We start from the raw sequence: 21,932 nt of genomic DNA, 5'->3' as shown, positions 1-21,932 counted from the left end.
CAAGCGCCGCCAGCCCCCATCCCAGCCTTCCCCCAGGGGGGGAAGGAGCACGAGGGAGCGCGCGCATGACGAAGATCGACTTCGACTGGAAACCGCTGCTGCTCGCGCCGGTGCTCGCGTTGGCCGCGCTGCCCCTCACCGGTTCCTTCTCCACCTGGCTCACGCTCACGGTCGCGGGTTTGGCGATGGGCATGATCATCTTCATCATCGCCTCGGGCCTCACGCTCGTGTTCGGCCTGATGGATGTGCTGAACTTCGGCCACGGTGTGTTCATTGCGCTCGGCGCCTTCGTGGCCAGCAGCGTGCTCGGCCTGATGGGCGACTGGACCGGCTCGGGCGAGCTGTGGCGAAACCTCGTGGCCGTGTTCCCCGCGATGCTGGTCGCGATGGCGGTGGCCGGTGCCGTGGGCCTTGCCTTCGAGCGCTTCATCGTGCGGCCCGTGTACGGCCAGCACCTGAAACAGATCCTCATCACCATGGGCGGCATGATCATCGGCGAAGAGCTCATCAAGGTGATCTGGGGGCCGGGGCAGGTGCCGCTGCCCTTGCCCGACGCGCTGCGCGGCTCGTTGCTGGTCGGCGACGCGGCCATCAGCAAATACCGGCTGCTCGCGGTGGCCGTGGGCGTGGTCGTGTTCGGCCTGCTCGCATGGACGCTGGGCCGCACCAAGATCGGCCTGCTGATCCGCGCCGGCGTGCAGGACCGCGAGATGGTCGAGTCGCTCGGCTACCGCATCGGGCGCCTCTTCGTCGGCGTGTTCGTGGTGGGCAGTGCGCTGGCCGGACTGGGCGGTGTGATGTGGGGCCTGTTCCAGCAGAACCTCGTGCCGCAGATGGGCGCGCAGGTCAACGTGCTGATCTTCATCGTGATCATCATCGGCGGGCTGGGTTCGACCGGCGGGGCGCTGATCGGTGCGCTGCTGGTGGGGCTCATGACCAACTACATCGGCTTCCTGCTGCCCACGCTCACGCAGTTCGCGAGCATCTTCCTGATGGTCGCGGTGCTGCTGTGGCGTCCGCAGGGCGTGTATCCCGTCGCGAACCGCTGAGGAAGAAGACGCTCATGTTCCTGAAACGACTTCTCTCCAACGACATGCCCCGCAGCCGCCTGCTGGCGCTGCTGCTCGTGGCCCTGTTCATCGCGCTGGCGTTCGCGCCGTTCATCTTCCCGGGCGTGAAGGCGCTCAGTGTCGCGGCCAAGATCCTGGTGTTCGTGGTGCTGGTTGCGAGCTTCGATCTGCTGCTGGGCTACACCGGCATCGTGAGCTTCGCGCACACGATGTTCTTCGGCATCGGGGCGTACGGCATCGCGATCTCGGCGACGCGGCTCGGGCCTAACTGGGGTGGGGTGCTGGTGGGGCTGGGCGCCTCGCTCGCGATCTCGCTGCTGCTCTCGTTCGCCATCGGCCTGTTCTCGCTGCGGGTGCGCGCGATCTTCTTCGCGATGATCACGCTGGCCGTGGCCTCGGCCTTCCAGACGCTGGCTTCGCAGCTTTCCGACTTCACCGGCGGCGAGGACGGCCTGACCTTCAAGCTGCCCGAACTGATCTCGCCGAGCTTCGAGTTCGCGGAAGAGCCTTTCCTCGGCGTCTCGCTCGACGGCCGGCTGCTGTGCTACTACCTGCTGTTCGTGGCGGCGGTGGTGCTGGTGCTGGCGCTGCTGCGCATCGTGAACTCGCCCTTCGGCCGCGTGCTGCAGGCTATCCGCGAGAACGAGTTCCGCGCGGAGGCCATCGGGTACCGCGTGGTGGTGTACCGCACCACGGCTGCCGTGCTGTCGGCGCTGTTCGCCACGCTGGCCGGGGCGATGCTCGCGGTCTGGCTGCGCTACAACGGGCCCGACACCTCGCTGAGCTTCGAGATCATGATCGATGTGCTGCTGATCGTGGTGATCGGCGGCATGGGCACCATCTACGGCGCGGCCATTGGCGCGGTGCTGTTCGTGGTGGCGCAGAGCTACCTGCAGGACCTGCTGCGCATGGGCAGCGAGGCGGCGAGTGGCTTGCCCTGGCTGGCCGCGCTGCTGTCGCCCGACCGCTGGCTTCTGTGGCTGGGCGTGCTTTTCGTGCTGTCCGTCTATTACTTTCCCACCGGCATCGTCGGAAAACTGCGTGCGAGGGCGGTCAAATGAAGCTCACCCCCAGGCTTCGCGCACTTCGTGTCGCTACTCCCACCCCCTTGCAGGGGGCCGTGCCAGCGGCCCGGCAAAGCCGGTTCCGCGGCACGCCTGAAAGGGAATCACAGAAATGAACTTGCCACTTTCCCGCTACGCCCAGCTCGCGGGCCGCGAAATCCACTGGCTCGACTGGGGCGCGCCGGAGGCGCCGGTGGTCATCGCATGGCACGGCCTGGCGCGCACCTGCCGCGACATGGACGAGCTGGCGCAGCACTTCGCCTCGCGCGGCTTCCGCGTGATCTGTCCCGACACCATCGGCCGCGGCCTGAGTCAGTGGAGCCCGCTGCCCGACGAGGAATACAAACTCTCGTTCTATGCGCGCATCGCCAATGCGCTGTGCGACGAACTGCAGCTCGGGCGTGTGCATTGGGTCGGCACCTCGATGGGCGGCGCCATCGGCACGGTCTGCGCGTCAGGCCTGTTCGAGCCGCGCATGAAGGCGCGCATCGCGAGCCTGGTGCTCAACGACAACGCGCCCGAGCTGGCGCAGCCGGCCATCGAGCGCATCCGCGCCTATGCGGGCGAGCCGCCGTCGTTCGATACGGTGGCCGAGCTGGAGGCCTTCTTCCGCACGGTCTACAAGCCCTATGGCTGGCTCAGCGATGCGCAGTGGAGGCGCCTGACCGAAAGCTCCACGCGCCGGCTGGCCGACGGCCGCGTCACGCCGCACTACGACCCGGCCATGGTCCGCCAGTTCAGCGCGCACGACAACGACTACCTGATCTGGCCGCACTACGACACCATCGAGGTGCCGGTGCTGTGCCTGCGCGGTGCGGAGTCGGACCTCGTGCTGCCAGCGGTGACGCAGCAGATGCAGCAGCGAGGGCCGGGCGCCGCCGGGTTGCTGGAGGTGGTCGAAATCCAGGGGTGCGGCCACGCGCCCGCGCTCAACGTGCCGGAACAACTGGAGCTGATCGAAGGGTTTATTCGCGCGGCCGGATCCTGAGGCTCGGGCGGCGTGACAATCGCCGCCGATTCCAACCACAAGGCCTCGAACACCATGGCGCTCTCGATGTACGACCTGTCCGTGCCCGTCTTCATCCGCGGACTCGGACAACTCACCCATTTTCTCGACAAGAGCCTGGCGCATGCCAAGGCCAACGGCATCGATCCGGCCACGCTGGTCGAGGCGCGCCTCGCGCCCGACATGCTCACGCTGGCCGGCCAGATCCAGCGCGCGAGCGACGCGTCGAAGCTGGGCGTGGCCCGTATCGCGGGCATCACCGCGCCGAGCTTTCCCGATGAGGAAAGGACCTGGGACGACCTGGTGGCGCGCATCGCGAAGACGCAAGACTTCCTCGCGGGCGTGGACCGGGCGCTGATCGACGGCCAGGAAGAGCGGCCCGTGACCATCAAGGCCCGCGAGGGCGAGGCGCATTTCACCGCGCAGCGCTACCTGCTGCAGTTCGCGCTGCCCAACTTCTTCTTCCACGTGACCACGGCCTACGACGTGCTGCGCCACAAGGGCATGCCGATCGGCAAGATGGACTATCTGGGCAAGTTCTGAAGACCGGGCGCCTTCACGGCGCCGGGACAAACTTCAAATTGCCGTGACACATGCGCACGCAGCGCGTGCGCCGCAAACAATCGCGCCTGACCGCTGTCGGTCTGACACGAACAAGGTTGCGATCATGAAGAGCATGGTGTCCAGAAGGGCGTTCTCGGGGTTCGCCGTGGGGGCCTCGGCGCTTGTCACGGCAGCAGGCGGCGGGTGGCCGGCGCGCAGTGCACTGGCCGCGTCGCCGGGCCTGCGAGACTACGGCACGGCGCCCGAGTTCGCGGGCATCGACAAGTGGCTCAACTCGGAACCGCTCACGTTGCAGGGGCTGGCCGGCAAGGTGGTGCTTGTCGATTTCTGGACCTACTCCTGCATCAACTGCATCCGCACGCTGCCGCACGTGGTGCGCTGGTACGAGAAGTACAAGGACCAGGGCTTCGTGGTGGTGGGCGTGCATTCGCCCGAGTTCGCGTATGAAAAATCGACGCGCAACGTGCAGGACGCGATCGAGCGCTTCAACATCCGCTACCCGGTGGCGCAGGACAACAGCTTCACCACCTGGAGGGCCTACAACAACCAGTACTGGCCAGCGTTCTATCTGGTCGACAGCAAGGGGCAGGTGATGCGGCAGCACTTCGGCGAAGGGGAGTACGCCGAGATGGAGGCCGCCATCGAGGTGTTGCTGGCGCGCAGGCCGGCGGGTTGAGCGCGCCCGGTCATTCCGGCGACGAGACGATGCGCTTCATGTCATGACGGATGTCCGTTGCGTGGGCCAGCCCGCCAGGTTGCGTTCGGCGATGTCCGCGAGCGCGGTGATCCATGCCGGGCTGTCGTTGAGGCAGGGGATGTAGCTGAAGGCCTGGCCGCCCGCGTGCATGAAAGCCTCGCGGCCTTCCATGGCGATTTCTTCGAGCGTCTCCAGGCAGTCGGCTGGGAACCCCGGGCACACCACGTCGACCCGCTTGATGCCGGAGGCACCGAGTTCGCGCAGCGTGGGCTCGGTGTAGGGCTCGAGCCACTTGGCACGGCCGAAGCGCGACTGGAAGGTGACGCGGTGCTGGGCGGCCGTGAGGCCTAGCCGCGCCGCGAGCAGGTGAGCGGTCTCGAGGCACTGCGACTGGTACGGATCGCCCAGCGCGATGTTGCGCGCGGGAATGCCGTGGAAGCTCATCAGCAGCACTTCGCCGCGGCCTTCGGCCTTCCAGTGCTTCTCGATGCCTTGCGCCAGCGCTTCGATGTAGGCCGGGTCGTCGTGGTAGTCGTTGACGAAGCGGAACTCCGGCAGGCGGCGCTGCCTGCGGCTCCAGTCGTTCACCGCGTCGATCACGCTGGCCGTGGTGGTGGCCGAGTATTGCGGGTAGGCCTGCAGCACCAGCACGCGCGTGGCGCCTTCGGCCTGCAGCGCGTCGAGGCGGGAAGCGATGGACGGGTTGGCATAGCGCATCGCGTCGCGCACCGTCACGCGGTGGCCGCGCTCGCCGAGCCAGCCGGCCAGCAGCGTGGCCTGCTTCTGCGTGAACACTTTCAAGGGGGAACCCTCGGGCGTCCAGATGCTCGCGTACTTGGCGGCCGACTTCGCCGGGCGTGTGCGCAGGATGATGCCGTGCAGGATCAGTGCCCAGATCGCCCTCGGGATTTCGACCACGCGCGGGTCGCCCAGGAAGTCGGCGAGATAGGGCCGAACGGCGGCTGCGGTGGGCGCGTCGGGCGAACCCAGGTTACACCAGAGCACAGCGGTGCGCGGGGTACTTGAGGAGGCGTTCTCGTGGGTCGAAGGCATGCGATATTCTCGGGCATGACTTCCGCTTCCCCGGTGCCTGCGGGCGCCGCGCCCCTCGATCTCAAGCGCATCTCGGCGATCTCTCTCGACCTCGACGACACCCTGTGGCCGATCTGGCCGACCATTGAACGCGCCGAGGCCGTGCTGCATGCATGGCTGCTGCGGGAGGCGCCGAAGACGGCTTCGCTGCTGATGACGCCCGGCATCCTGCGCGAGCTGCGCGAAGCCACAGCCAAGGAGCGCTCCGACCTCGCGCATGACCTGAGCGCATTGCGCCGTGAGTCGATCCGCACCGCGCTCACGCGGGCTGGCGAAGACCCGGCGCTGGCCGACCCGGCCTTCGACGCCTTCTTCGCGGAGCGCCAGCGCGTGACGCTGTACGACGACGCGCTGCCCGCGCTGAAGTGGCTCAGCGAGCGCTATCCGCTGGTCGCGGTCTCGAATGGCAATGCAGACATCCACAAGACCGGCGTCGGCCGCTGGTTTCGCACCGCCTTCAATGCACGCGCCTTCGGCAGCGGCAAGCCGCACGCGCCGATCTTCCGCGCCGCCGCGGCTTCGGTCGGCCTGTTGCCGAAAGACGTGCTGCACGTCGGCGACGACGCCGAGCTCGACGTGGTGGGCGCGCTCAATGCCGGCATGCAGGCGGCCTGGCTGGTGCGCGACGAGCGGCCCTGGGTGCACGGCGCGCGGCCGCAGCTGATCGTGCCCAACCTGCACGCGCTGTGCATGGCGCTGGGCGGCTGAGCGCTATTTGAAGACCGGTCGGAAGAAGCTGCGCTCGTAGCTGAGAAAGCAGCGCGTGTCCTGCGCGTACTTGAACGCGGCCTGGCATTCGGGGTCCTGCATCGAGTCGGCGCGGTACTTTTCGTACGCGGCCAGGCTCGGGAAACTGAACATCGCCAGGGCCAGGTCGTTCGCGCCCTCGGAGGGCAGGAAGTAGCCGTGGTGCTGGCCGCCGAACTTCTCGACCAGCGGAATCCAAAGCCTGCCGTAGTGCTCGAACTCCTTGAGCTTGTAGGGGTCGACGATGTAGCGCAGGTAGCAGGTGACCATGGATGTTGTTCCGGCTGTGAAGGGGGTATTGCCGCCGCGTCTGCAGCGATTCATGGGCCTGACTATAGTTTGCGCCACGACGTCTTGCGGCTGCGCTCCGGCCAGGAAAAACCCACATGCATTTCTCCAACTGGCTCCTCTTCTGCGGCGTGACACTGCTCGTTGCGTTCACGCCGGGTCCGGCCGTGCTGCTCGCCGTCTCGAATTCGATGAGCGTGGGTCCGCGCCGCGCGATGATCAGTTCGCTCGGCAACGCCATGGGGCTGTTCATGGTCTCCGCCGCGGCAATGGCCGGGCTGGGCGTGGTGCTCTCCACCTCGGCCAATGCGTTCATGGTGCTGAAGGTGGCCGGCGCCGCTTACCTGATCTATCTGGGCATCAAGCAGTGGCGCAGCCAGGGCAGCGTGTTCGCCGACCTGCAGGGCACGTCGGCCGAGGGTTCGCCGCGCTCCAGTTGGCGGCTGTTCGGGCACGGCCTGACGGTGGCGCTCACGAACCCGAAGGGCATTCTTTTCTTCTCGGCGCTGTTTCCGCAGTTCCTGACGCAGGATGCGCCGCTCGCCATGCAGTTCGCGGTGCTGACGACCACCTTCGCGACGGCCTCGGTGCTGTCGCATGCGTTCTATGTGCTGCTGGCGCGCCTGCTGCGCAAGCAGCTGTCGGACCCGCGCCGCACGCGGGTTTTCAACAAGGTGTCGGGCGGGGCGTTCGTGCTGCTGGGGCTGAGCCTGCTGCGCTTGCGCAACAAGGCGGCCTGATCTTTTTCAGCCCAGCGCGAACTGCTCGCGCAGCGCGGCGCAGAAATCGGCAGTGCCACTCAGCGAGAGGGTGAGGGTGTCGAAGCGCGGGTTGTCCTCGTGCGTCTGCTGCAGGTCGTAGTCCCAGGTCGCGCCTTCATCGAGGGCGCCGCGCGCATGGGGAAACGTGGCTTCGGCCCAATCGAGCACCTGCGCGATTTCAGCTCGCACCTCGGGTGTCTTGTCCGGCGTGGTCGACGCCATCGCGTCGAAGGTGCCGTGGCCTTCGGTGTCTTCGCTGTAGTCGAAATCGAGATAGCGCAGTTCGGTCGTCATGCGTTCAATGCCTTCGCCGCTGCCAGCCCGCTGAGCACCGCGCCCTCCAGCGTGGCAGGGTAGGGACCTTCGATGTAGTCGCCGCAGGCTCGCAGGCCGGGGGCGATGTCCATCGGCGGCCGCGACAGCCCCGGGGTGCAGGCGAATGTGGCGCGCTTCTCGACCACGGTCTGCACGAGCTGCAGCTTCGTCTGGCCCAACTGCGCAACCGCTTGCGCGATCACCTGTTCTTCCAGCGCCTCGCGCGGCGTTTCGTTGGCACTTACGACCATGGCAAGCACTCCGGGCAGGCCGCTGAGCTGGCCCCGGTCGAACGCGAATTGGGCCGGTGCGCTGGCCGGATCGCTGCGCAGCGCGAGCATTGGTTCGGCGAGCGGCGTCGCGCCGCGTACGTAGACCGTGGCGATGGCCTCGAAGCGCAGGGCTTCGGTGGTTCCGCACCAGCGCTCGGCCGGCAGTCCGGATGCGCGGACCAGCCGCGCAGCATCCCATGGCGCGCAAGCCAGCACGACCTTGTCGAAGAGCTCGTCGTCGACGCGCCACGGTCCGGCTTCCGGCGCGATGGCACGCACACGGGCGCCGATGCGCACCGCTGCGCCGTGCTTCATGAGCCATTGGATGGCGGCATCGGGCATCAGGGCGCCGAGGTCGGCGCATGGCAGCAGCAGGTCGGCGCCGCCGCTGCCGCTGAACAAGGCGTCGTTCAGCACGCGCAGGAACACTTCCCCGCTCGATTGCGCGACGGGCGTGTTCAATGCGGAAACGCACAGCGGCTCGATCAATTCCTGCATCACGCGCGGCGTGAGGCCTGCGCACAAGTCGGCGACCGTGGTACTGCTGGCGCAGCGAAAGCCTGCAAACCGCCACCGGATCGCGGTGCGCAGCAACGAAGACTTGTCGCGCCATGTCCAGCCGCGCGCCGTGAAGATGCCGGCCAGCAGGTCGAGCGGCGCGGGCAGCCGCGGCAGCTTGAGCCCGCCGCCATCGGCGAAGCGCAGCGAGAGAGGCATGCGCAGCAGCGCGCCTTCGACATCCACGCCCACATCGCGCATCAGCTGCAGCGTGGCGGTGTACGCACCGATCAGGATGTGCTGGCCGTTGTCCAGCGCCAGCCCGTGCATGTTGTCGACCCGCCGCGCCCGGCCGCCCGGCATGTGCGCCGCCTCGAACAGCGTGACGGCATGGCCGAGCCGCGTGGCTTCCACCGCGCAGGCGAGGCCGGCCCAGCCGGCGCCGATGACGGCGGTTTTCTTCTTCAAGCTCAGATGCGTCCCAAAGCCTGGACCTTCCACGCCAGCCAGAACTTGCGCACCGGCGTCAGGCTCACGCGCTGGTTCAGCACCTGGAAGTTGTCGCGCTCGATCTCGCGCAGCAAGGTGCGGTAGATGCTGGCCATCATCAGCCCGGGCTTCTGCGCGCGGCGATCGGCCAGCGGAAGCAGTGCGAGCGCTTCGTCGTACGCCGCGTGGGCGCGCTCGGACTGGAACTTCATCAGCGCGACGAAGCGATCGGAGTGCACGCGGTTGAGGATCTCGTGCGCCTTCACGTCGAACTTCTGCAACTCGTTCACCGGCAGGTAGATGCGTCCGCGCAGGGCGTCCTCGCCCACGTCGCGCAGGATGTTGGTGAGCTGCAGCGCCAGGCCGAGCTTGTGGGCGTAGGCGGTGGTCTGCGGATCGGTCTGGCCAAAGATGCGCGCCGCGACTTCGCCGACCACGCCGGCCACCAGGTGGCAGTAGCGCGCAAGGCCGGGAAAGTCGAGATACCGGGTCTGCTCCAGGTCCATCTGGCAGCCGTCGATCACTTCGTTGAGCTGGCGTGCCTCGATGCCGTAGGCCACGGCATGCGGCATCAGTGCCTGCGTCACCGGATGGCGCGGCGTGCCTGCGAACGACTGGGCGACCTCGGTGCGCCACCAGGCGAGCTTGGTGGCGGCCACGCCGGGGTCGGAGACCTCGTCGACCACGTCGTCGACCTCGCGGCAGAACGCATAGAAGGCCGTGATCGCGGCGCGGCGCGGCTTGGAAAGGAACAGGAAGGCGTAATAGAAACTGCTGCCCGAGGCGGCGGCCTTGTCTTGTACGTATTGCTCGGGATTCATCGGGGAGGCGCTGCTTTCATGGGCCGCAATTGTCTCCGCATCCGCATGGCCTTCCAGAGCAGCACGGGCGCATCGAATTTGCCGATGGTGGGGCGCTGCGAGAAGGTGTCGAAGCCCAGGGCCTCGATCTTGTCGAGGATGCGCAGGCCGCCCTGCACCACGAGGCGCAGCTCCCAGCCGGCGCGGCCCGGCAGGCGGTGCACGAGGGGGGCGCCCTGGTGCATGAGTTCGCGCGCCCAGTGCGACACGATGGCCATCAGGTTGATGGCCTCCTGCGGAGGCGGGCCGCTCGCGAGCGGTGCAAAAACCTTGAAGTTCTCGCGTGTCAGGCTGCGCCGCTCGCAGTCGGCCAGCGGAAAGTAGAAGCGGTCGCGCGGCAGGTCGACGCTCGGGTCCTGCCAGAAATTGATGAGCTGCAACGCGCTGCAGATGGCGTCGCTCTGCGCGAGCGCCTGCGCGTCGTGCACGCCGTAGAGATGCAGCAGCAGGCGGCCGATCGGGTTGGCGGAGCGGCGGCAGTAGTCGAGCAGCTCGGCGCGGTCGGCGTACGTACCGCGGTCGCGGGTCTTCTCGATGTCCTGCATGAAGGCGCTCAGCAGGTCAGCGAGCAGGTCTTCGGGCAGGTCGTACCGGGCGATGCTGTGGGCCAGCGGCTCGAACACCTGTGGCCAGCGTGATGCGGGCAGCACCTCGCCCCGGGCGGCGGCGGCGAGTTCCTCGCGGTAGGCATTCAGATCGGCCAGGCGTTCGCCGGGCGAGGCATTGCCTTCGTCGGCGATGTCGTCGGCGGTGCGCGCGAAGTGGTAGATGGCGGCGATCGGCGGGCGCAGGTGCGGCGGACACAGCCACGAGGCGACCGGAAAGTTCTCGTAGTGCGCGGACGGCGCGGCAAGGTGGGGAGTGGCGGACACGCCACGATTGTCAGCGACGACGCCACGCTCCGGCACTATGCTCGCAGCGTCGCCACTTTGAATTCCCCGCTTCATGAAAGCATCCGCTCCGGCTTCCGGGCCCCAGGTTTCCGCGTACGGCGAGGCGGCGCACCCGAAAGGCCCGGTGCTCATGATCGCGGCCCTGGGCGTCGTGTTCGGCGACATCGGCACCTCGCCGCTGTATGCCTTCAAGGAAACGATGAACCCCGAGCACGGCATCCCGTTCTCGCCCGATTCGGTGCTGGGGCTGCTCTCGCTGATCTTCTGGGGGTTGATGTTCGTGGTGACGCTGAAGTACGTGGTGTTCGTGCTGCGCGCCGATCACGACGGYGAGGGCGGCATCCTGGCGTTGCAGGCCCTGGCACGCAGCGCCGTGGGCGGACCGAAGACCAGGCCCTGGGTGTGGAACGTGATCGGCATGCTGGGCCTGGTGGGCGCGGCCATGTTCTACGGCGACAGCCTGATCACGCCGGCCATCTCGGTGCTCTCGGCGGTGGAAGGGCTGGAGGTGCAGGCGCCGGTGCTGCAGCGCGCGGTGATTCCGATCACGATCATGATCCTGATCGCGCTGTTCGCGGTACAGAAGAAGGGCACGGGCGTGGTCGGCAAGGTGTTCGGGCCGATCATGCTGCTGTGGTTCCTGGTGCTGGCAGCGGCCGGCCTGTGGCAGGTGCTGCAGCAGCCGCAGGTTCTGGCGGCGCTCGATCCTCGGCGGGCCGTGGGCTTTCTTGTCGAGCACCGGGCGCAGTCGCTGGCGGTGCTGGGCGCGGTGTTCCTGGCCTTCACGGGCGGCGAGGCGCTGTATGCGGACATGGGGCACTTCGGTGCGCGGCCGATCCGGCTGGCATGGCTGTTCATCGCGCTGCCGGGGCTGGTGCTGAACTACTTCGGGCAGGGCGCGCTGGTGCTGGCCAACCCCGGCGCCATCGACAACCCCTTCTTCCGGCTCTTTCCCTCGTGGGGCGTGCTGCCGATGGTGGTGCTGGCCGCGATGGCCACGGTGATCGCCTCGCAGGCGGTGATTTCTGGCGCCTTCTCGCTCACGGCACACGCGATGCGCATGGGCTACCTGCCGCGCATGCGGGTGATCCAGACTTCGGGCGCGGCCATCGGGCAGATCTACGTGCCAGCCGTGAACTGGCTGCTGATGGTGGGCGTGCTGCTGCTGGTGGTGGGCTTCCGCAGCTCGAGCGCGCTGTCGGCGGCGTACGGTATCGCGGTGTCGATCACGATGGTCACGACCACGCTGCTGGCCGGCATCGTGGCCTGGGGGCTGTGGCGCTGGAACAAGGTGGCGGTGGTGGTCGGCGTGGCAGCCTTCGCGGTGATCGACCTGACCTTCGTGGTTGCCAACAGCCTGAAGGTCGCCGAGGGCGGCTGGCTCACCTTGGCGGTGGCCGCGGTGGTGATGGTGGTGTTCACCACCTGGGCCAAGGGCCGTCGCCTGGGGCTGGAGGCGGCCGCGGCCGAGAGCCTGCCGCTGCGCGCCTTCGTCGAGTCGCTGGCGCTGCACATGCCGCACCGGGTGAGCGGCACCGCGGTGTTCTTGAACCCCGACGCCACCGCGGTGCCGCACGCGCTGCTGCACAACCTCAAGCACAACCAGGTGCTGCACGAGCAGGTGATCGTGCTGCGCGTGCTGCCTTGCGACACACCGCGCGTCGACGCGCGCATTCGCATCGAGGCAGAGCAACTGATGGACGGCATCTGGATGGTCACGGCGCGTCACGGTTTCATGGAGCGGCCCGACGTGCCGGAATTCATCCGCATCCTGGCCTACCAGAAGACGCTGGCGATCGATTCGATGAAGACCTCCTACTTCGTTTCGCGCGCCTCGATCGGCGAGGAAACCCTGCCTGGCATGAACCCGATCCGGCGTGCCCTGTTCGGCTGGCTGCAGCGCAACGCGGGGCGCGCTTCGGACTATTTCGAACTGCCCGACAACCGCCTCGTGGAGATGGGCCAACGAACCTAGTGACCGGCGGGTCATTGACAGTGCTTCACGTTTACCCTAGATTACTAACCAGTGGGTCATTAATGATCCGGTTCGTCCTTTCCAGGGTGTCTCATGACCGCCTCCGCCGTCCTCTCGTCCCGTGTCCGCAGTGCCGCATGGCTGCTGCTTCCCGCCATTTTTCTGGCCGGCTGCTCGCCGAAACCCGCCGCCGAGGATCCCGTGCGCGCGGTCAAGTTCGTGACCGTGGGCACGAGCGAATTCGATGCCCAGCCCGAGTTCTCGGCCGAGGTTCGGGCGCGCGTCGAATCGCGCCTGGGCTTCCGCGTGGCGGGCAAGATCACCAGGCGCCAGGCTGAACTCGGCCAGCATGTGCAGGCCGGCCAGGTGCTGGCCCAGCTCGACCCGCAGGACTACAAGCTCGCCGCTGAGGCCGCTCGAGCCCAGCAGGCCGCCGCGCTGACCAACCGCGACCTGGCTGCCGCCGACCTGAAGCGCTACACCGAATTGCGCCAGCAGAACTTCATCAGCGGCGCCGAGCTCGAGCGCCGCGAAACCACCTGGAAGGCCGCGCAGGCCCAGCTCGAACAGGCTCAGGCGCAGCTCGCCTCGCAGGGCAACCAGGCCAACTACACGACGCTGGTGGCGGACGTGGCCGGCATCATCACGGCCATCGAGGCCGAGCCGGGCCAGGTGGTGCAGGCCGGCACGCCGGTCGTGCGCATCGCACAGGACGGCGCGCGCGACGTGGTGTTCGCGGTGCCCGAAGACCGCGCCACGCTGATCAAGGCGGGGTCACCCGTCACGGTGCGCGGCTGGTCCGGCGGCAGCGAGCTGCAGGGCGAGGTGCGCGAAGTAGCGGCCAGCGCCGACGCGGTCACGCGCACCTACTCGGTCAAGGTCGCCATCGATGCGGCCGCCTCGCCGCCGCTCGGCGCCACGGTCTATGCGCGTCCGCAGGCGCTCGCGCATGGCACCACCGCGGTGATGAAGCTGCCGACCAGCGCACTGCGCCAGGAGGGCAAGGGCTCTGCCGTGTGGGTGCTCGACAAGCCGACCATGACGGTGCGTTCGCAGACTGTGCAGGTCGCCACGGCTGACGGCAACGAGGCGGTGATCGCCAGTGGCATCGCCCCCGGCATGATGGTCGTGGCTGCGGGCGTGCACGTGCTGTCGCCGGGGCAGAAGGTCACCATCTACCAGTCCAAGGAGGCGGCCGCGGCCGCCGCCAATGCCGGTGCGAAGGACTCGGCACAGCCCGTGGCGGCTGTCGCTGCGACGAACAAGGAGATCGCAGCGGGTGCCGCCAAATGAGCGGCGGCGCAGCAACTCCCCCCGCTGAGAAGCCCGCCGGCTTCAATCTCTCCAAGTGGGCGCTGGACCACGCGCCCCTCACGCGCTACCTGATGGTGGTGCTGATGGTGCTGGGTGCCTTCGCGTACTTCCAGCTCGGCCAGGACGAGGACCCGCCGTTCACCTTCCGTGCGATGGTGGTGCGCACCTACTGGCCCGGCGCCACCGCGCAGCAGGTGGCCGAGCAGGTCACCGACAAGCTCGAACGCACGCTGCAGGAAGCGCCGTACGCCGACAAGATCCGCAGCTACTCGAAGCCCGGCGAGTCGCAGATCATCTTCAACATCAAGGACTCGTCGAAGTCCACCGAAGTGGCCAACGTCTGGTACACGGTGCGCAAGAAGATCGGCGACATGCGCGCCACCTTGCCCGCCGGCGTGCAGGGGCCGTTCTTCAATGACGACTTCGGCGATGTCTATGGCGTGATCTACGCGCTGGAGAGCGAAGGCTTCAGCTACGCCGAGCTCAAGACGTTGGCCGATGACGTGCGCCAGCAGCTTCTGCGCGTGAAGGACGTGGCCAAGGTCGACCAGTTCGGCGTGCAGGACGAGAAGGTCTACATCGAGATCTCGCAGAAGCGCCTGGCGCAGCTGGGGCTCGATTTCAACGCAGTGCTGGCGCAGCTCGGCTCGCAGAACGCGATCGAGAGCGCGGGCTCGATCCAGTCGCCGCTCGACGTGGTGCAGGTGCGCGTGGCCGGCCAGTTCACCAGCGTCGACCAGCTGCGCGAGATGCCCATCCGCGGCAGCTCGGGCAGCCAGATCAAGCTCGGCGACATCGCCGACATCCATCGCGGCTACATCGATCCGCCGGCGGTCAAGGTGCACCACCAGGGCAAGGAAGTGATCGCACTTGGCGTGTCGATGGCCAAGGGCGGCGACATCATCGCACTGGGCAAGGCGCTGAAGGCCACCACCGCCACCATCGACCAGCGCCTGCCGGCCGGCGTGAAGCTGGCGCAGGTGCAGGACCAGCCGGTGTCGGTGGCCAGCTCGGTCAACGAGTTCGTCGGCGTGCTGATCGAGGCCGTGGCCATCGTGCTGGCCGTGAGCATCATTTCGCTCGGCCTGCACAAGGGCGGGCGCTTCGGCTGGTACATCGACATGCGACCCGGGCTGGTGGTGGCGATCACCATTCCGCTGGTGCTGGCCGTGACCTTCCTGGCGATGAACTACTTCGGCATCGGGCTGCACAAGATATCGCTGGGCTCGCTGATCATCGCGCTCGGCCTGCTGGTGGACGACGCGATCATTGCGGTCGAGATGATGGTGCGCAAGATGGAAGAGGGCTACGACAAGGTCCGCGCCGCCACCTTCGCCTACGACGTGACGGCCAAGCCGATGCTCACGGGCACGCTCATCACGGCCGCGGGCTTCCTTCCGATCGGCATCGCCAAGTCGGTGACGGGCGAGTACACCTTCGCGATCTTCGCAGTGACGGTGATCGCGCTGGTGCTGTCGTGGATCGTCTCTGTGTACTTCGTGCCCTACCTCGGCACGCTCTTGCTGAAGGTGAAACCGCACGACCCCGAGGCGCCGCCGCACGAGCTGTTCGACACGGCCTTCTACAACGCCTTTCGCCGCGCGGTGAACTGGTGTGTGCAGCACCGCTGGATGACCATCGGCGCCACGGTGTTGATCTTCGCGCTCGGCATCTTCGGCATGGGCAAGGTGCAGCAGCAGTTCTTTCCGGATTCGAGCCGGCCCGAGATCCTGGTCGACATCTGGTTCCCCGAGGGCACCTCGTTCGCGGCCAACGAAGAGGTGGCCAAGCGCGTCGAGAAGCGTTTCATGCAGGAAGCTGGCGTGAAGACGGTCAGCACCTGGATCGGCTCGGGCGTGCCGCGTTTCTATCTGCCGTTGGACCAGGTGTTTCCGCAGACCAACGTGTCGCAGCTGATCGTGCTCGCCAAGGACCTGAAGGTGCGCGAGACGCTGCGCCTGAAGCTGCCGCAAGTGCTGGCGCAGGAATTTCCGGAGGTGCGCGGGCGCGTCAAGCTGCTGCCCAACGGGCCGCCGGTGCCGTACCCGGTGCAGTTCCGCGTGATCGGCACCGACCCGGCGCAGCTGCGCGGCCACGCCGACGAGGTGAAGGCCGTGTTGCGCGAGAACGCCAACATGCGCGGCGTGAACGACAACTGGAACGAATCGGTCAAGGTGATCCGCCTCGAAGTCGACCAGGCCAAGGCGCGCGCGCTCGGCGTGACGAGCCAGGCCATTGCGCAGGCCTCGAAGACCATGTTCAGCGGCACGACAGTGGGCCAGTACCGCGAGAACGACCTGCTGATCGACATCGTGCTGCGCCAGGCGCCCGACGAGCGCCAGGCCATCTCGGACATCGGCAACGCCTACATCCCGACCACCTCGGGCCGCTCGATCCCGCTCACGCAGATCGCCAAGCCGGTGTTCACCTGGGAGCCGGGCGTGATGTGGCGCGAGAACCGCGACTACGCCATCACCGTGCAGGGCGACGTGATCGAGGGGCTGCAGGGCGCGACCGTGACGGCGCAACTGTTGCCGAAACTGCGCCAACTCGAGGCCGGCTGGGTAGAGGCCGGGCAGGGCGGCTACCGCATCGAGGTGGCGGGCGCGGTGGAAGAAAGCAGCAAGGGCTCGGCCTCGATCGTGGCGGGTGTGCCGATCATGCTGTTCCTGGTGTTCACGCTGCTGATGCTGCAGCTGCACAGCTTCAGCCGCTCGCTGCTGGTGTTCGTCACCGGCCCGATGGGCATCGCCGGCGTGGCCGGCGCGCTGCTGGTACTGAACCGGCCCTTCGGCTTCGTGGCGCTGCTGGGCGTGATCGCGCTGATGGGCATGATCCAGCGCAACGCGGTGATCCTGATCGACCAGATCGAGCTTGACCGCGCGGCGGGCGTGCCGGCGTGGGATGCGATCGTGGAGTCGGCGGTGCGGCGGCTGCGGCCGATCGTGCTGACGGCCGCGGCGGCGGTGCTGGCCATGATTCCGCTGTCGCGCAGCGTGTTCTGGGGGCCGATGGCCGTGGCCATCATGGGCGGYCTGATCGTCGCGACGGTGCTGACGCTGCTGGCCTTGCCCGCAATGTATGCCGCGGCATTTCGTGTGAAGCGGGAGCCGAAAGAGGCGCCGATTAGCGTCTAAAATCGAAAGCTGACCGATTTCAAGCGGATGGTCTTTGGCCCGTGAGGTTCCACGGCGCGAAGAGGCCGTCCGCTTTTGCATTCACCTGAAAGATTGGCATTGCGCGGGTGGCGAAATTGGTAGACGCACCAGGTTTAGGTCCTGACGTTCGCAAGAACGTGCCGGTTCGAGTCCGGCCCCGCGCACCAGCCTGCCGAGTAGCCCGTTCCATCGGGCATTGACGAAGCCCCCGTTTCGAGAGAGACGGGGGCTTTTTCTTTTTTGCGCGTCTTCACCAGTCGCTGTTGTCGCCGTCGCTGCTGCCCCCGTCATCCCACGAACCGGTATCGGTGATGCCGAAGTCGTTGTCGACGATGCGTTCGGGCGCCTGGTCGGCGGAGGGCGAGGAAGAAGGCCAGAGGCTGCGGCCCATCTCTGCGTTGCCGCTGTCTGCGATGTGAGAAGTGTCGTTCCGGTCGGTGTTGTCCGACCGGTTGTTCATCCAGTGGCGCACGGCCTCCTGGGCCACCACCGCGCCTACGCCCACCGCCGCACCGGTGGCCAGYGCCGAGCCCAGGCCCATGCCGGGAGCGGCTGTGGGTGGGGCCGCGGGCGTCCAGTTGCCGCCCGGCGCGTAGCTTCCGTATCCAGCGCCTGGTGCGCCCGCTGCAGGGCCGTACGACGGAGCTTGGGCCACAGGCGGCGCCACCCGGCGACGGAAGGCGAGGTAACCCGCGACCAGCAAGCCCACGAGCGCGATCGGCAGCCATGGCGTCGAGCCGCTCTTGGCTTCGGTCTGCGGCGGGGCCGGGGCTGGTGTGCTCATGCGCGCGGGTTCGGTCCGGGCCGGTGCGGCGGCGGGCTTGTCGAGCTTGCTCGTGAGCCGCTCGACGGCCTCGGGCTTGGCGAAAGACAGGTCGGGCGCGAGCGCCTTCGCCTGGGCCAGCGCGCTTCGCGCGCCGTCGAACTTGCCTTGCGCTGCGAGCAGTTCGGCCTGGACGAAATGGGCCTTGGCGCTTTTGGGGTGGTCCTTCAGTACCTTTGCGATCATGGTGTCGGCCTCGGCCATCCTGCCGCCGTTCGCGGCCTCGTAGATCTGCTGGATGGTGGGCTCGGCCGGAGTGGGCGAATCGGCCTTCGCCTGTGCCAACGAGGGCATGCCGAATGCCACGACAAGGGTGAAGGCGAGGGCGGCGAACAGTCGCTGAAGCATGATTTTTCCTGTGCGTTCCTATGGAGAGGGGACGAATCGGAACTGACTTTACGGCTGGAATATTGGTCAAGCCTGACCATCGTTCGCGCCGCGCCAGGCCCCCGTGAAAACCCGCTTTCCCGGCGGATTAGAATCCTGGGTTGCCCAGTTTTGCAGGCGGCACGTGCGTGCCTCCGCATAAATCCCGCCAGCGCGTGTAAGTCCTTGATCTGTATTGATAAAAAAGATGCAGGCCCCGCGCACCGGCCCCCTTACCAGGAAGACATCATGACCGTGACCGTTGAAACTCTCGAGAAGCTCGAACGCAAGATCACGCTGACCCTGCCGGTCGGCACCATCCAGAACGAAGTCGATTCGCGCCTCAAGAAGCTCGCGCGCACCGTCAAGATGGACGGCTTCCGTCCCGGCAAGGTGCCGATGAACGTGGTGGCCCAGCGCTATGGCTATTCGGTGCACTACGAAGTCATGAACGACAAGGTCGGCGAGGCCTTCTCGCAAGCCGCCAACGAAGCCAAGCTGCGCGTGGCCGGCCAGCCCCGCATCACCGAGAAGGAAGAGTCGCCCGAAGGCGAGCTGGCCTTCGACGCGGTGTTCGAGGTGTTCCCCGAAGTCAAGATCAACGACCTGACCGGCGCCGAAGTCGAGAAGCTCTCGGCCGAAGTGGGCGACGAAGCCATCGACAAGACGCTCGACATCCTGCGCAAGCAGCGCCGCACCTTCGCCCAGCGCGCGCAAGACGCCGTTGCGCAGGACGACGACCGCGTGACCGTCGACTTCGAAGGCAAGATCGACGGCGAGCCCTTCCAGGGCGGCAAGGCCGAAGACTTCCAATTCGTGGTCGGCGAAGGCCAGATGCTGAAGGAATTCGAAGACGCCGTGCGCGGCATGAAGGCCGGCGACAGCCGCACCTTCCCGCTGTCGTTCCCAGCCGATTACCACGGCAAGGACGTGGCCGGCAAGCAGGCCGACTTCATGGTCACCCTGAAGAAGATCGAAGCCTCGCACTTGCCCGAAGTCAACGAACAACTGGCCAAGTCGCTCGGCATTGCCGAAGCCACCGTCGAAGGCCTGCGCGCCGACATCAAGCGCAACCTCGAGCGCGAAGTGAAGTTCCGCCTGCTGGCGCGCAACAAGAACGCCGTGATGGACGCCCTGGTGGCCAATGCCGAGCTCGACCTGCCGAACGCCAGCGTGCAGTCGGAAGTCAACCGCATGGTCGAAGGCGCCCGCGCCGAACTGAAGCAGCGCGGCATCAAGGACGCCGACAAGGCTCCGATCCCCGACGAAGTGTTCCGCCCGCAAGCCGAGCGCCGCGTGCGCCTGGGCCTGGTGGTCGCCGAACTGGTGCGCGCCAACAACCTGCAGGCCAAGCCCGAGCAGATCAAGGCCCACATCGACGAGCTGGCCGCCAGCTACGAAAAGCCGGCCGACGTGGTGCGCTGGTACTTCAGCGACAACAACCGCCTGGCGGAAGTCGAAGCCGTGGTCATCGAGAACAACGTGACCGATTTCGTCCTGGGCAAGGCCAAGGTCAACGAAAAGTCGGTGTCGTTCGACGAGCTGATGGCGCAGCAGCAGGGTTGATCCGCCGCTACGGTAACGCCAATGGGGCTTGTGCTTTGCGGCACGAGCCCCATTTCACTCAGGCGTACAGTTCAGAAACAGCGAACGATTCCATTTCTCGGAGAGCAAATTCATGAGCGCACAGGAAATCCAAGGCCTCGGCATGGTCCCGATGGTCATCGAGCAATCGGGCCGCGGCGAGCGGTCCTATGACATCTATTCGCGCCTCCTCAAGGAGCGCATCATTTTCCTGGTGGGCGAGGTCAACGACCAGACGGCCAACCTCGTCGTGGCGCAGCTGCTGTTCCTCGAGAGCGAGAACCCGGACAAGGACATTTCGTTCTACATCAACTCTCCGGGCGGCAGCGTGAGCGCCGGCATGGCGATCTACGACACCATGCAGTTCATCAAGCCCGACGTGTCGACCATGTGCCTCGGCTTCGCGGCCAGCATGGGCGCCTTCCTGCTGGCGGCCGGCGAGAAGGGCAAGCGCTTCTCGCTGCCCAACTCGAAGATCATGATCCACCAGGTGCTTGGCGGCGCACGCGGCCAGGCCACCGACATCGAGATCCATGCGCGCGACATCCTGCGCACCAAGGACCAGATGAACCGCATCCTGGCCGAACGTACCGGCCAGCCGCTGGAAAAAGTCAAGACCGACACCGAACGCGACTATTTCCTGACGGCCGACGAGGCCAAGGAATACGGTCTGGTCGACCAGGTCGTCGCCAAGCGCGGTTAAAACTGTCCGGCGCCCTGTGGCGCAAAAGGCAAAAAACGGCGTTTTCCACACGGGAAACGCCGTTTTTGTTTAGTTATCATTGTCCCTACCCTGTAACGAGGCAAAAGTCCATGGCCGATAAAAAAGGCTCCTCCAGCGAAAAAACGCTTTATTGCTCGTTCTGCGGCAAGAGCCAGCACGAGGTCAAGAAGCTGATCGCGGGCCCTTCGGTCTTCATCTGCGACGAGTGCATCGACCTTTGCAACGAGATCATCCGCGACGAGCTCCCCGCGGGCGAAGAAGCGCGTGAAGCACGCAGCGACCTGCCGACGCCGCTCGAGATCAAGACCAACCTCGACAACTACGTGATCGGCCAGGAGCCGGCCAAGCGCATGCTGTCGGTGGCCGTCTACAACCACTACAAGCGCTTGCGCCACAAGGAAAAGGCCAAGGGCGACGACGTCGAGCTCAGCAAGAGCAACATCCTGCTGATCGGCCCTACGGGCTCGGGCAAGACGCTGCTGGCGCAGACGCTCGCGCGCATGCTCGACGTGCCTTTCGTGATGGCCGACGCCACCACGCTGACCGAAGCCGGCTACGTGGGCGAGGACGTCGAGAACATCATCCAGAAGCTGCTGCAGAGCTGCAACTACGAGGTCGAGCGCGCCCAGCGCGGCATCGTCTACATCGACGAGATCGACAAGATCTCGCGCAAGTCCGACAACCCCTCGATCACGCGCGACGTGTCGGGCGAGGGCGTGCAGCAGGCGCTGCTCAAGCTCATCGAAGGCACGATGGCCAGCGTGCCGCCGCAAGGCGGGCGCAAGCACCCGAACCAGGACTTCCTGCAGATCGACACGACCAACATCCTGTTCATCTGCGGCGGTGCGTTCGCGGGCCTGGAGAAGGTCATCGAAAACCGCACCGAGGCCTCGGGTATCGGCTTCGGCGCCGCGGTCAAGAGCAAGGCCCAGCGCAGCATCACCGAGGTGTTCCGCGAAGTCGAGCCTGAAGACCTGATCAAGTTCGGCCTGATTCCCGAACTGGTGGGCCGGATGCCCGTGGTCGCATCGCTCGCGGAACTCAGCGAGGACGCGCTGGTCCAGATCCTGACCGAGCCGAAGAACGCGGTGGTGAAGCAGTTCACCAAGCTGCTGCAGATGGAAGGCGTGGATCTGGAGATCCGTCCGGCGGCGCTCAAGGCGATCGCACGCAAGGCGCTGGCCCGCAAGACCGGCGCACGCGGCCTGCGCTCGATCCTTGAACAGTCGCTGATCGACACCATGTTCGAATTGCCGAACGCGACCAATGTCGACAAGGTGGTGGTCGAGGAATCGACCATCGACGAAAACAAGCCCCCGCTGCTCGTGTACCGCGAAGCGGCGAAAAAGGCCTAAAGCCAAAGACCCGAAGG

The 21,932-nt window shown here is 66.6% G+C and carries 20 protein-coding genes and 1 tRNA gene; 14 read left to right on the top strand and 7 right to left on the bottom strand.

The features are described from left to right. Positions 1-65 precede the first annotated feature (65 nt). The 5 genes from AC1DFC_RS04785 to AC1DFC_RS04765 all read left to right on the top strand — a co-directional run bounded on the left by AC1DFC_RS04785 (position 66) and on the right by AC1DFC_RS04765 (position 4,380). Complete coding sequence (locus AC1DFC_RS04785; protein ID WP_007829830.1) at positions 66-1,049, top strand: branched-chain amino acid ABC transporter permease; 984 nt, start codon at positions 66-68, stop codon at positions 1,047-1,049. A 14-nt stretch (positions 1,050-1,063) separates the two neighbouring features. Continuing rightward, on the top strand, positions 1,064-2,131 hold the full coding sequence (locus tag AC1DFC_RS04780) for a branched-chain amino acid ABC transporter permease (protein ID WP_478178729.1): 1,068 nt from the start codon (positions 1,064-1,066) through the stop codon (positions 2,129-2,131). A gap of 115 nt (positions 2,132-2,246) precedes the next feature. Beyond that, positions 2,247-3,122: an alpha/beta fold hydrolase gene (locus AC1DFC_RS04775; RefSeq protein ID WP_413333355.1), complete on the top strand. Its 876-nt coding sequence runs from the start codon at positions 2,247-2,249 to the stop codon at positions 3,120-3,122. Between the two features lie 54 nt (positions 3,123-3,176). Further along, complete coding sequence (locus AC1DFC_RS04770) at positions 3,177-3,683, top strand: DUF1993 domain-containing protein (RefSeq protein WP_478178836.1); 507 nt, start codon at positions 3,177-3,179, stop codon at positions 3,681-3,683. 133 nt (positions 3,684-3,816) lie between these two features. Beyond that, positions 3,817-4,380 (top strand): thioredoxin family protein, encoded by a 564-nt coding sequence (locus AC1DFC_RS04765; protein WP_478178835.1) that lies wholly within the window; start codon positions 3,817-3,819, stop codon positions 4,378-4,380. Positions 4,381-4,416: 36 nt separating this feature from the next. Here AC1DFC_RS04765 and hemH read toward each other — a convergent pair whose 3' ends face one another. Beyond that, the gene (hemH, locus tag AC1DFC_RS04760) at positions 4,417-5,454 is read right to left on the bottom strand and encodes a ferrochelatase (protein ID WP_478178728.1); all 1,038 of its coding nucleotides are present in this window, start codon (positions 5,452-5,454) and stop codon (positions 4,417-4,419) included. Between the two features lie 15 nt (positions 5,455-5,469). Between hemH and AC1DFC_RS04755 the strand changes: the two genes are divergently transcribed. Next, the gene (locus AC1DFC_RS04755; protein ID WP_007829818.1) at positions 5,470-6,201 is read left to right on the top strand and encodes an HAD family hydrolase; all 732 of its coding nucleotides are present in this window, start codon (positions 5,470-5,472) and stop codon (positions 6,199-6,201) included. A gap of 3 nt (positions 6,202-6,204) precedes the next feature. Here the strand turns inward: AC1DFC_RS04755 and AC1DFC_RS04750 are convergent, their stop codons facing one another. Beyond that, positions 6,205-6,510 carry an NIPSNAP family protein gene (locus AC1DFC_RS04750; RefSeq protein WP_007829816.1) on the bottom strand — a complete coding sequence of 102 codons (306 nt, stop codon included), beginning with the start codon at positions 6,508-6,510 and terminating at the stop codon, positions 6,205-6,207. Positions 6,511-6,626: 116 nt separating this feature from the next. Between AC1DFC_RS04750 and AC1DFC_RS04745 the strand changes: the two genes are divergently transcribed. Then, the gene (locus AC1DFC_RS04745) at positions 6,627-7,268 is read left to right on the top strand and encodes a LysE family translocator (RefSeq protein WP_007829813.1); all 642 of its coding nucleotides are present in this window, start codon (positions 6,627-6,629) and stop codon (positions 7,266-7,268) included. 6 nt (positions 7,269-7,274) lie between these two features. On the opposite strand, the gene AC1DFC_RS04740 is transcribed toward AC1DFC_RS04745, so the two are convergent. From AC1DFC_RS04740 to hpnC, 4 genes are read right to left on the bottom strand one after another with little or no spacing between them, the layout of a single operon-like run. After that, the gene (locus AC1DFC_RS04740) at positions 7,275-7,583 is read right to left on the bottom strand and encodes a hypothetical protein (protein ID WP_007829811.1); all 309 of its coding nucleotides are present in this window, start codon (positions 7,581-7,583) and stop codon (positions 7,275-7,277) included. After that, a complete protein-coding gene (hpnE, locus tag AC1DFC_RS04735) occupies positions 7,580-8,842 on the bottom strand; it encodes a hydroxysqualene dehydroxylase HpnE (RefSeq protein WP_413333347.1) in 1,263 nt (420 codons plus the stop codon). The genes AC1DFC_RS04740 and hpnE overlap by 4 nt, the downstream gene beginning before the upstream one ends. Before the next feature lie 2 nt (positions 8,843-8,844). Then, positions 8,845-9,684: a presqualene diphosphate synthase HpnD gene (hpnD, locus tag AC1DFC_RS04730; protein WP_478178727.1), complete on the bottom strand. Its 840-nt coding sequence runs from the start codon at positions 9,682-9,684 to the stop codon at positions 8,845-8,847. Next, entirely contained in the window at positions 9,681-10,595 is a 915-nt protein-coding gene (gene hpnC, locus AC1DFC_RS04725) for a squalene synthase HpnC (RefSeq protein WP_042672855.1), read from the bottom strand. Before hpnC ends, hpnD begins: the two co-directional genes overlap by 4 nt. A 151-nt stretch (positions 10,596-10,746) precedes the next feature. On the opposite strand from hpnC, the gene AC1DFC_RS04720 reads away from it, so the two are divergent. The 4 genes from AC1DFC_RS04720 to AC1DFC_RS04705 all read left to right on the top strand — a co-directional run bounded on the left by AC1DFC_RS04720 (position 10,747) and on the right by AC1DFC_RS04705 (position 17,230). After that, positions 10,747-12,591 carry a potassium transporter Kup gene (locus tag AC1DFC_RS04720; RefSeq protein WP_007829803.1) on the top strand — a complete coding sequence of 615 codons (1,845 nt, stop codon included), beginning with the start codon at positions 10,747-10,749 and terminating at the stop codon, positions 12,589-12,591. Positions 12,592-12,684: 93 nt separating this feature from the next. Further along, on the top strand, positions 12,685-13,884 hold the full coding sequence (locus tag AC1DFC_RS04715; RefSeq protein ID WP_007829802.1) for an efflux RND transporter periplasmic adaptor subunit: 1,200 nt from the start codon (positions 12,685-12,687) through the stop codon (positions 13,882-13,884). After that, positions 13,881-17,042, top strand: coding sequence for an efflux RND transporter permease subunit (locus AC1DFC_RS04710; RefSeq protein ID WP_478178726.1), 3,162 nt, complete (start codon positions 13,881-13,883; stop codon positions 17,040-17,042). Before AC1DFC_RS04715 ends, AC1DFC_RS04710 begins: the two co-directional genes overlap by 4 nt. Before the next feature lie 101 nt (positions 17,043-17,143). Then, a tRNA-Leu gene (locus tag AC1DFC_RS04705) sits at positions 17,144-17,230 on the top strand. A gap of 83 nt (positions 17,231-17,313) precedes the next feature. Here the strand turns inward: AC1DFC_RS04705 and AC1DFC_RS04700 are convergent. Next, positions 17,314-18,234, bottom strand: a complete 921-nt coding sequence (locus tag AC1DFC_RS04700) for a hypothetical protein (protein ID WP_007829793.1) — start codon at positions 18,232-18,234, stop codon at positions 17,314-17,316. A gap of 267 nt (positions 18,235-18,501) precedes the next feature. Here AC1DFC_RS04700 and tig point away from each other — a divergent pair, with 267 nt between their 5' ends. The 3 genes from tig to clpX all read left to right on the top strand — a co-directional run bounded on the left by tig (position 18,502) and on the right by clpX (position 21,915). Continuing rightward, on the top strand, positions 18,502-19,818 hold the full coding sequence (gene tig, locus AC1DFC_RS04695; protein WP_007829791.1) for a trigger factor: 1,317 nt from the start codon (positions 18,502-18,504) through the stop codon (positions 19,816-19,818). Positions 19,819-19,930: 112 nt separating this feature from the next. After that, positions 19,931-20,539, top strand: coding sequence for an ATP-dependent Clp endopeptidase proteolytic subunit ClpP (clpP, locus tag AC1DFC_RS04690; RefSeq protein ID WP_007829785.1), 609 nt, complete (start codon positions 19,931-19,933; stop codon positions 20,537-20,539). Positions 20,540-20,649: 110 nt separating this feature from the next. Continuing rightward, positions 20,650-21,915: an ATP-dependent Clp protease ATP-binding subunit ClpX gene (clpX, locus tag AC1DFC_RS04685; protein WP_007829783.1), complete on the top strand. Its 1,266-nt coding sequence runs from the start codon at positions 20,650-20,652 to the stop codon at positions 21,913-21,915. The last annotated feature ends 17 nt before the right edge of the window (positions 21,916-21,932 follow it).

The sequence above is a fragment of the Variovorax sp. 10L421 genome, from assembly GCF_056395365.1.
Note: the sequence above shows the minus strand (reverse complement) of the source record. Positions and strands in the feature narration are given on the sequence as shown.

Coding starts and splice junctions, on each gene's coding strand:
- AC1DFC_RS04785 (WP_007829830.1), top strand. CDS start 66: ATGACGAAGATCGACTTCGACTGGAAACCGCTGCTGCTCGCGCCGGTG.
- AC1DFC_RS04780 (WP_478178729.1), top strand. CDS start 1,064: ATGTTCCTGAAACGACTTCTCTCCAACGACATGCCCCGCAGCCGCCTG.
- AC1DFC_RS04775 (WP_413333355.1), top strand. CDS start 2,247: ATGAACTTGCCACTTTCCCGCTACGCCCAGCTCGCGGGCCGCGAAATC.
- AC1DFC_RS04770 (WP_478178836.1), top strand. CDS start 3,177: ATGGCGCTCTCGATGTACGACCTGTCCGTGCCCGTCTTCATCCGCGGA.
- AC1DFC_RS04765 (WP_478178835.1), top strand. CDS start 3,817: ATGGTGTCCAGAAGGGCGTTCTCGGGGTTCGCCGTGGGGGCCTCGGCG.
- hemH (WP_478178728.1), bottom strand. CDS start 5,454: ATGCCTTCGACCCACGAGAACGCCTCCTCAAGTACCCCGCGCACCGCT.
- AC1DFC_RS04755 (WP_007829818.1), top strand. CDS start 5,470: ATGACTTCCGCTTCCCCGGTGCCTGCGGGCGCCGCGCCCCTCGATCTC.
- AC1DFC_RS04750 (WP_007829816.1), bottom strand. CDS start 6,510: ATGGTCACCTGCTACCTGCGCTACATCGTCGACCCCTACAAGCTCAAG.
- AC1DFC_RS04745 (WP_007829813.1), top strand. CDS start 6,627: ATGCATTTCTCCAACTGGCTCCTCTTCTGCGGCGTGACACTGCTCGTT.
- AC1DFC_RS04740 (WP_007829811.1), bottom strand. CDS start 7,583: ATGACGACCGAACTGCGCTATCTCGATTTCGACTACAGCGAAGACACC.
- hpnD (WP_478178727.1), bottom strand. CDS start 9,684: ATGAATCCCGAGCAATACGTACAAGACAAGGCCGCCGCCTCGGGCAGC.
- AC1DFC_RS04715 (WP_007829802.1), top strand. CDS start 12,685: ATGACCGCCTCCGCCGTCCTCTCGTCCCGTGTCCGCAGTGCCGCATGG.
- tig (WP_007829791.1), top strand. CDS start 18,502: ATGACCGTGACCGTTGAAACTCTCGAGAAGCTCGAACGCAAGATCACG.
- clpP (WP_007829785.1), top strand. CDS start 19,931: ATGAGCGCACAGGAAATCCAAGGCCTCGGCATGGTCCCGATGGTCATC.
- clpX (WP_007829783.1), top strand. CDS start 20,650: ATGGCCGATAAAAAAGGCTCCTCCAGCGAAAAAACGCTTTATTGCTCG.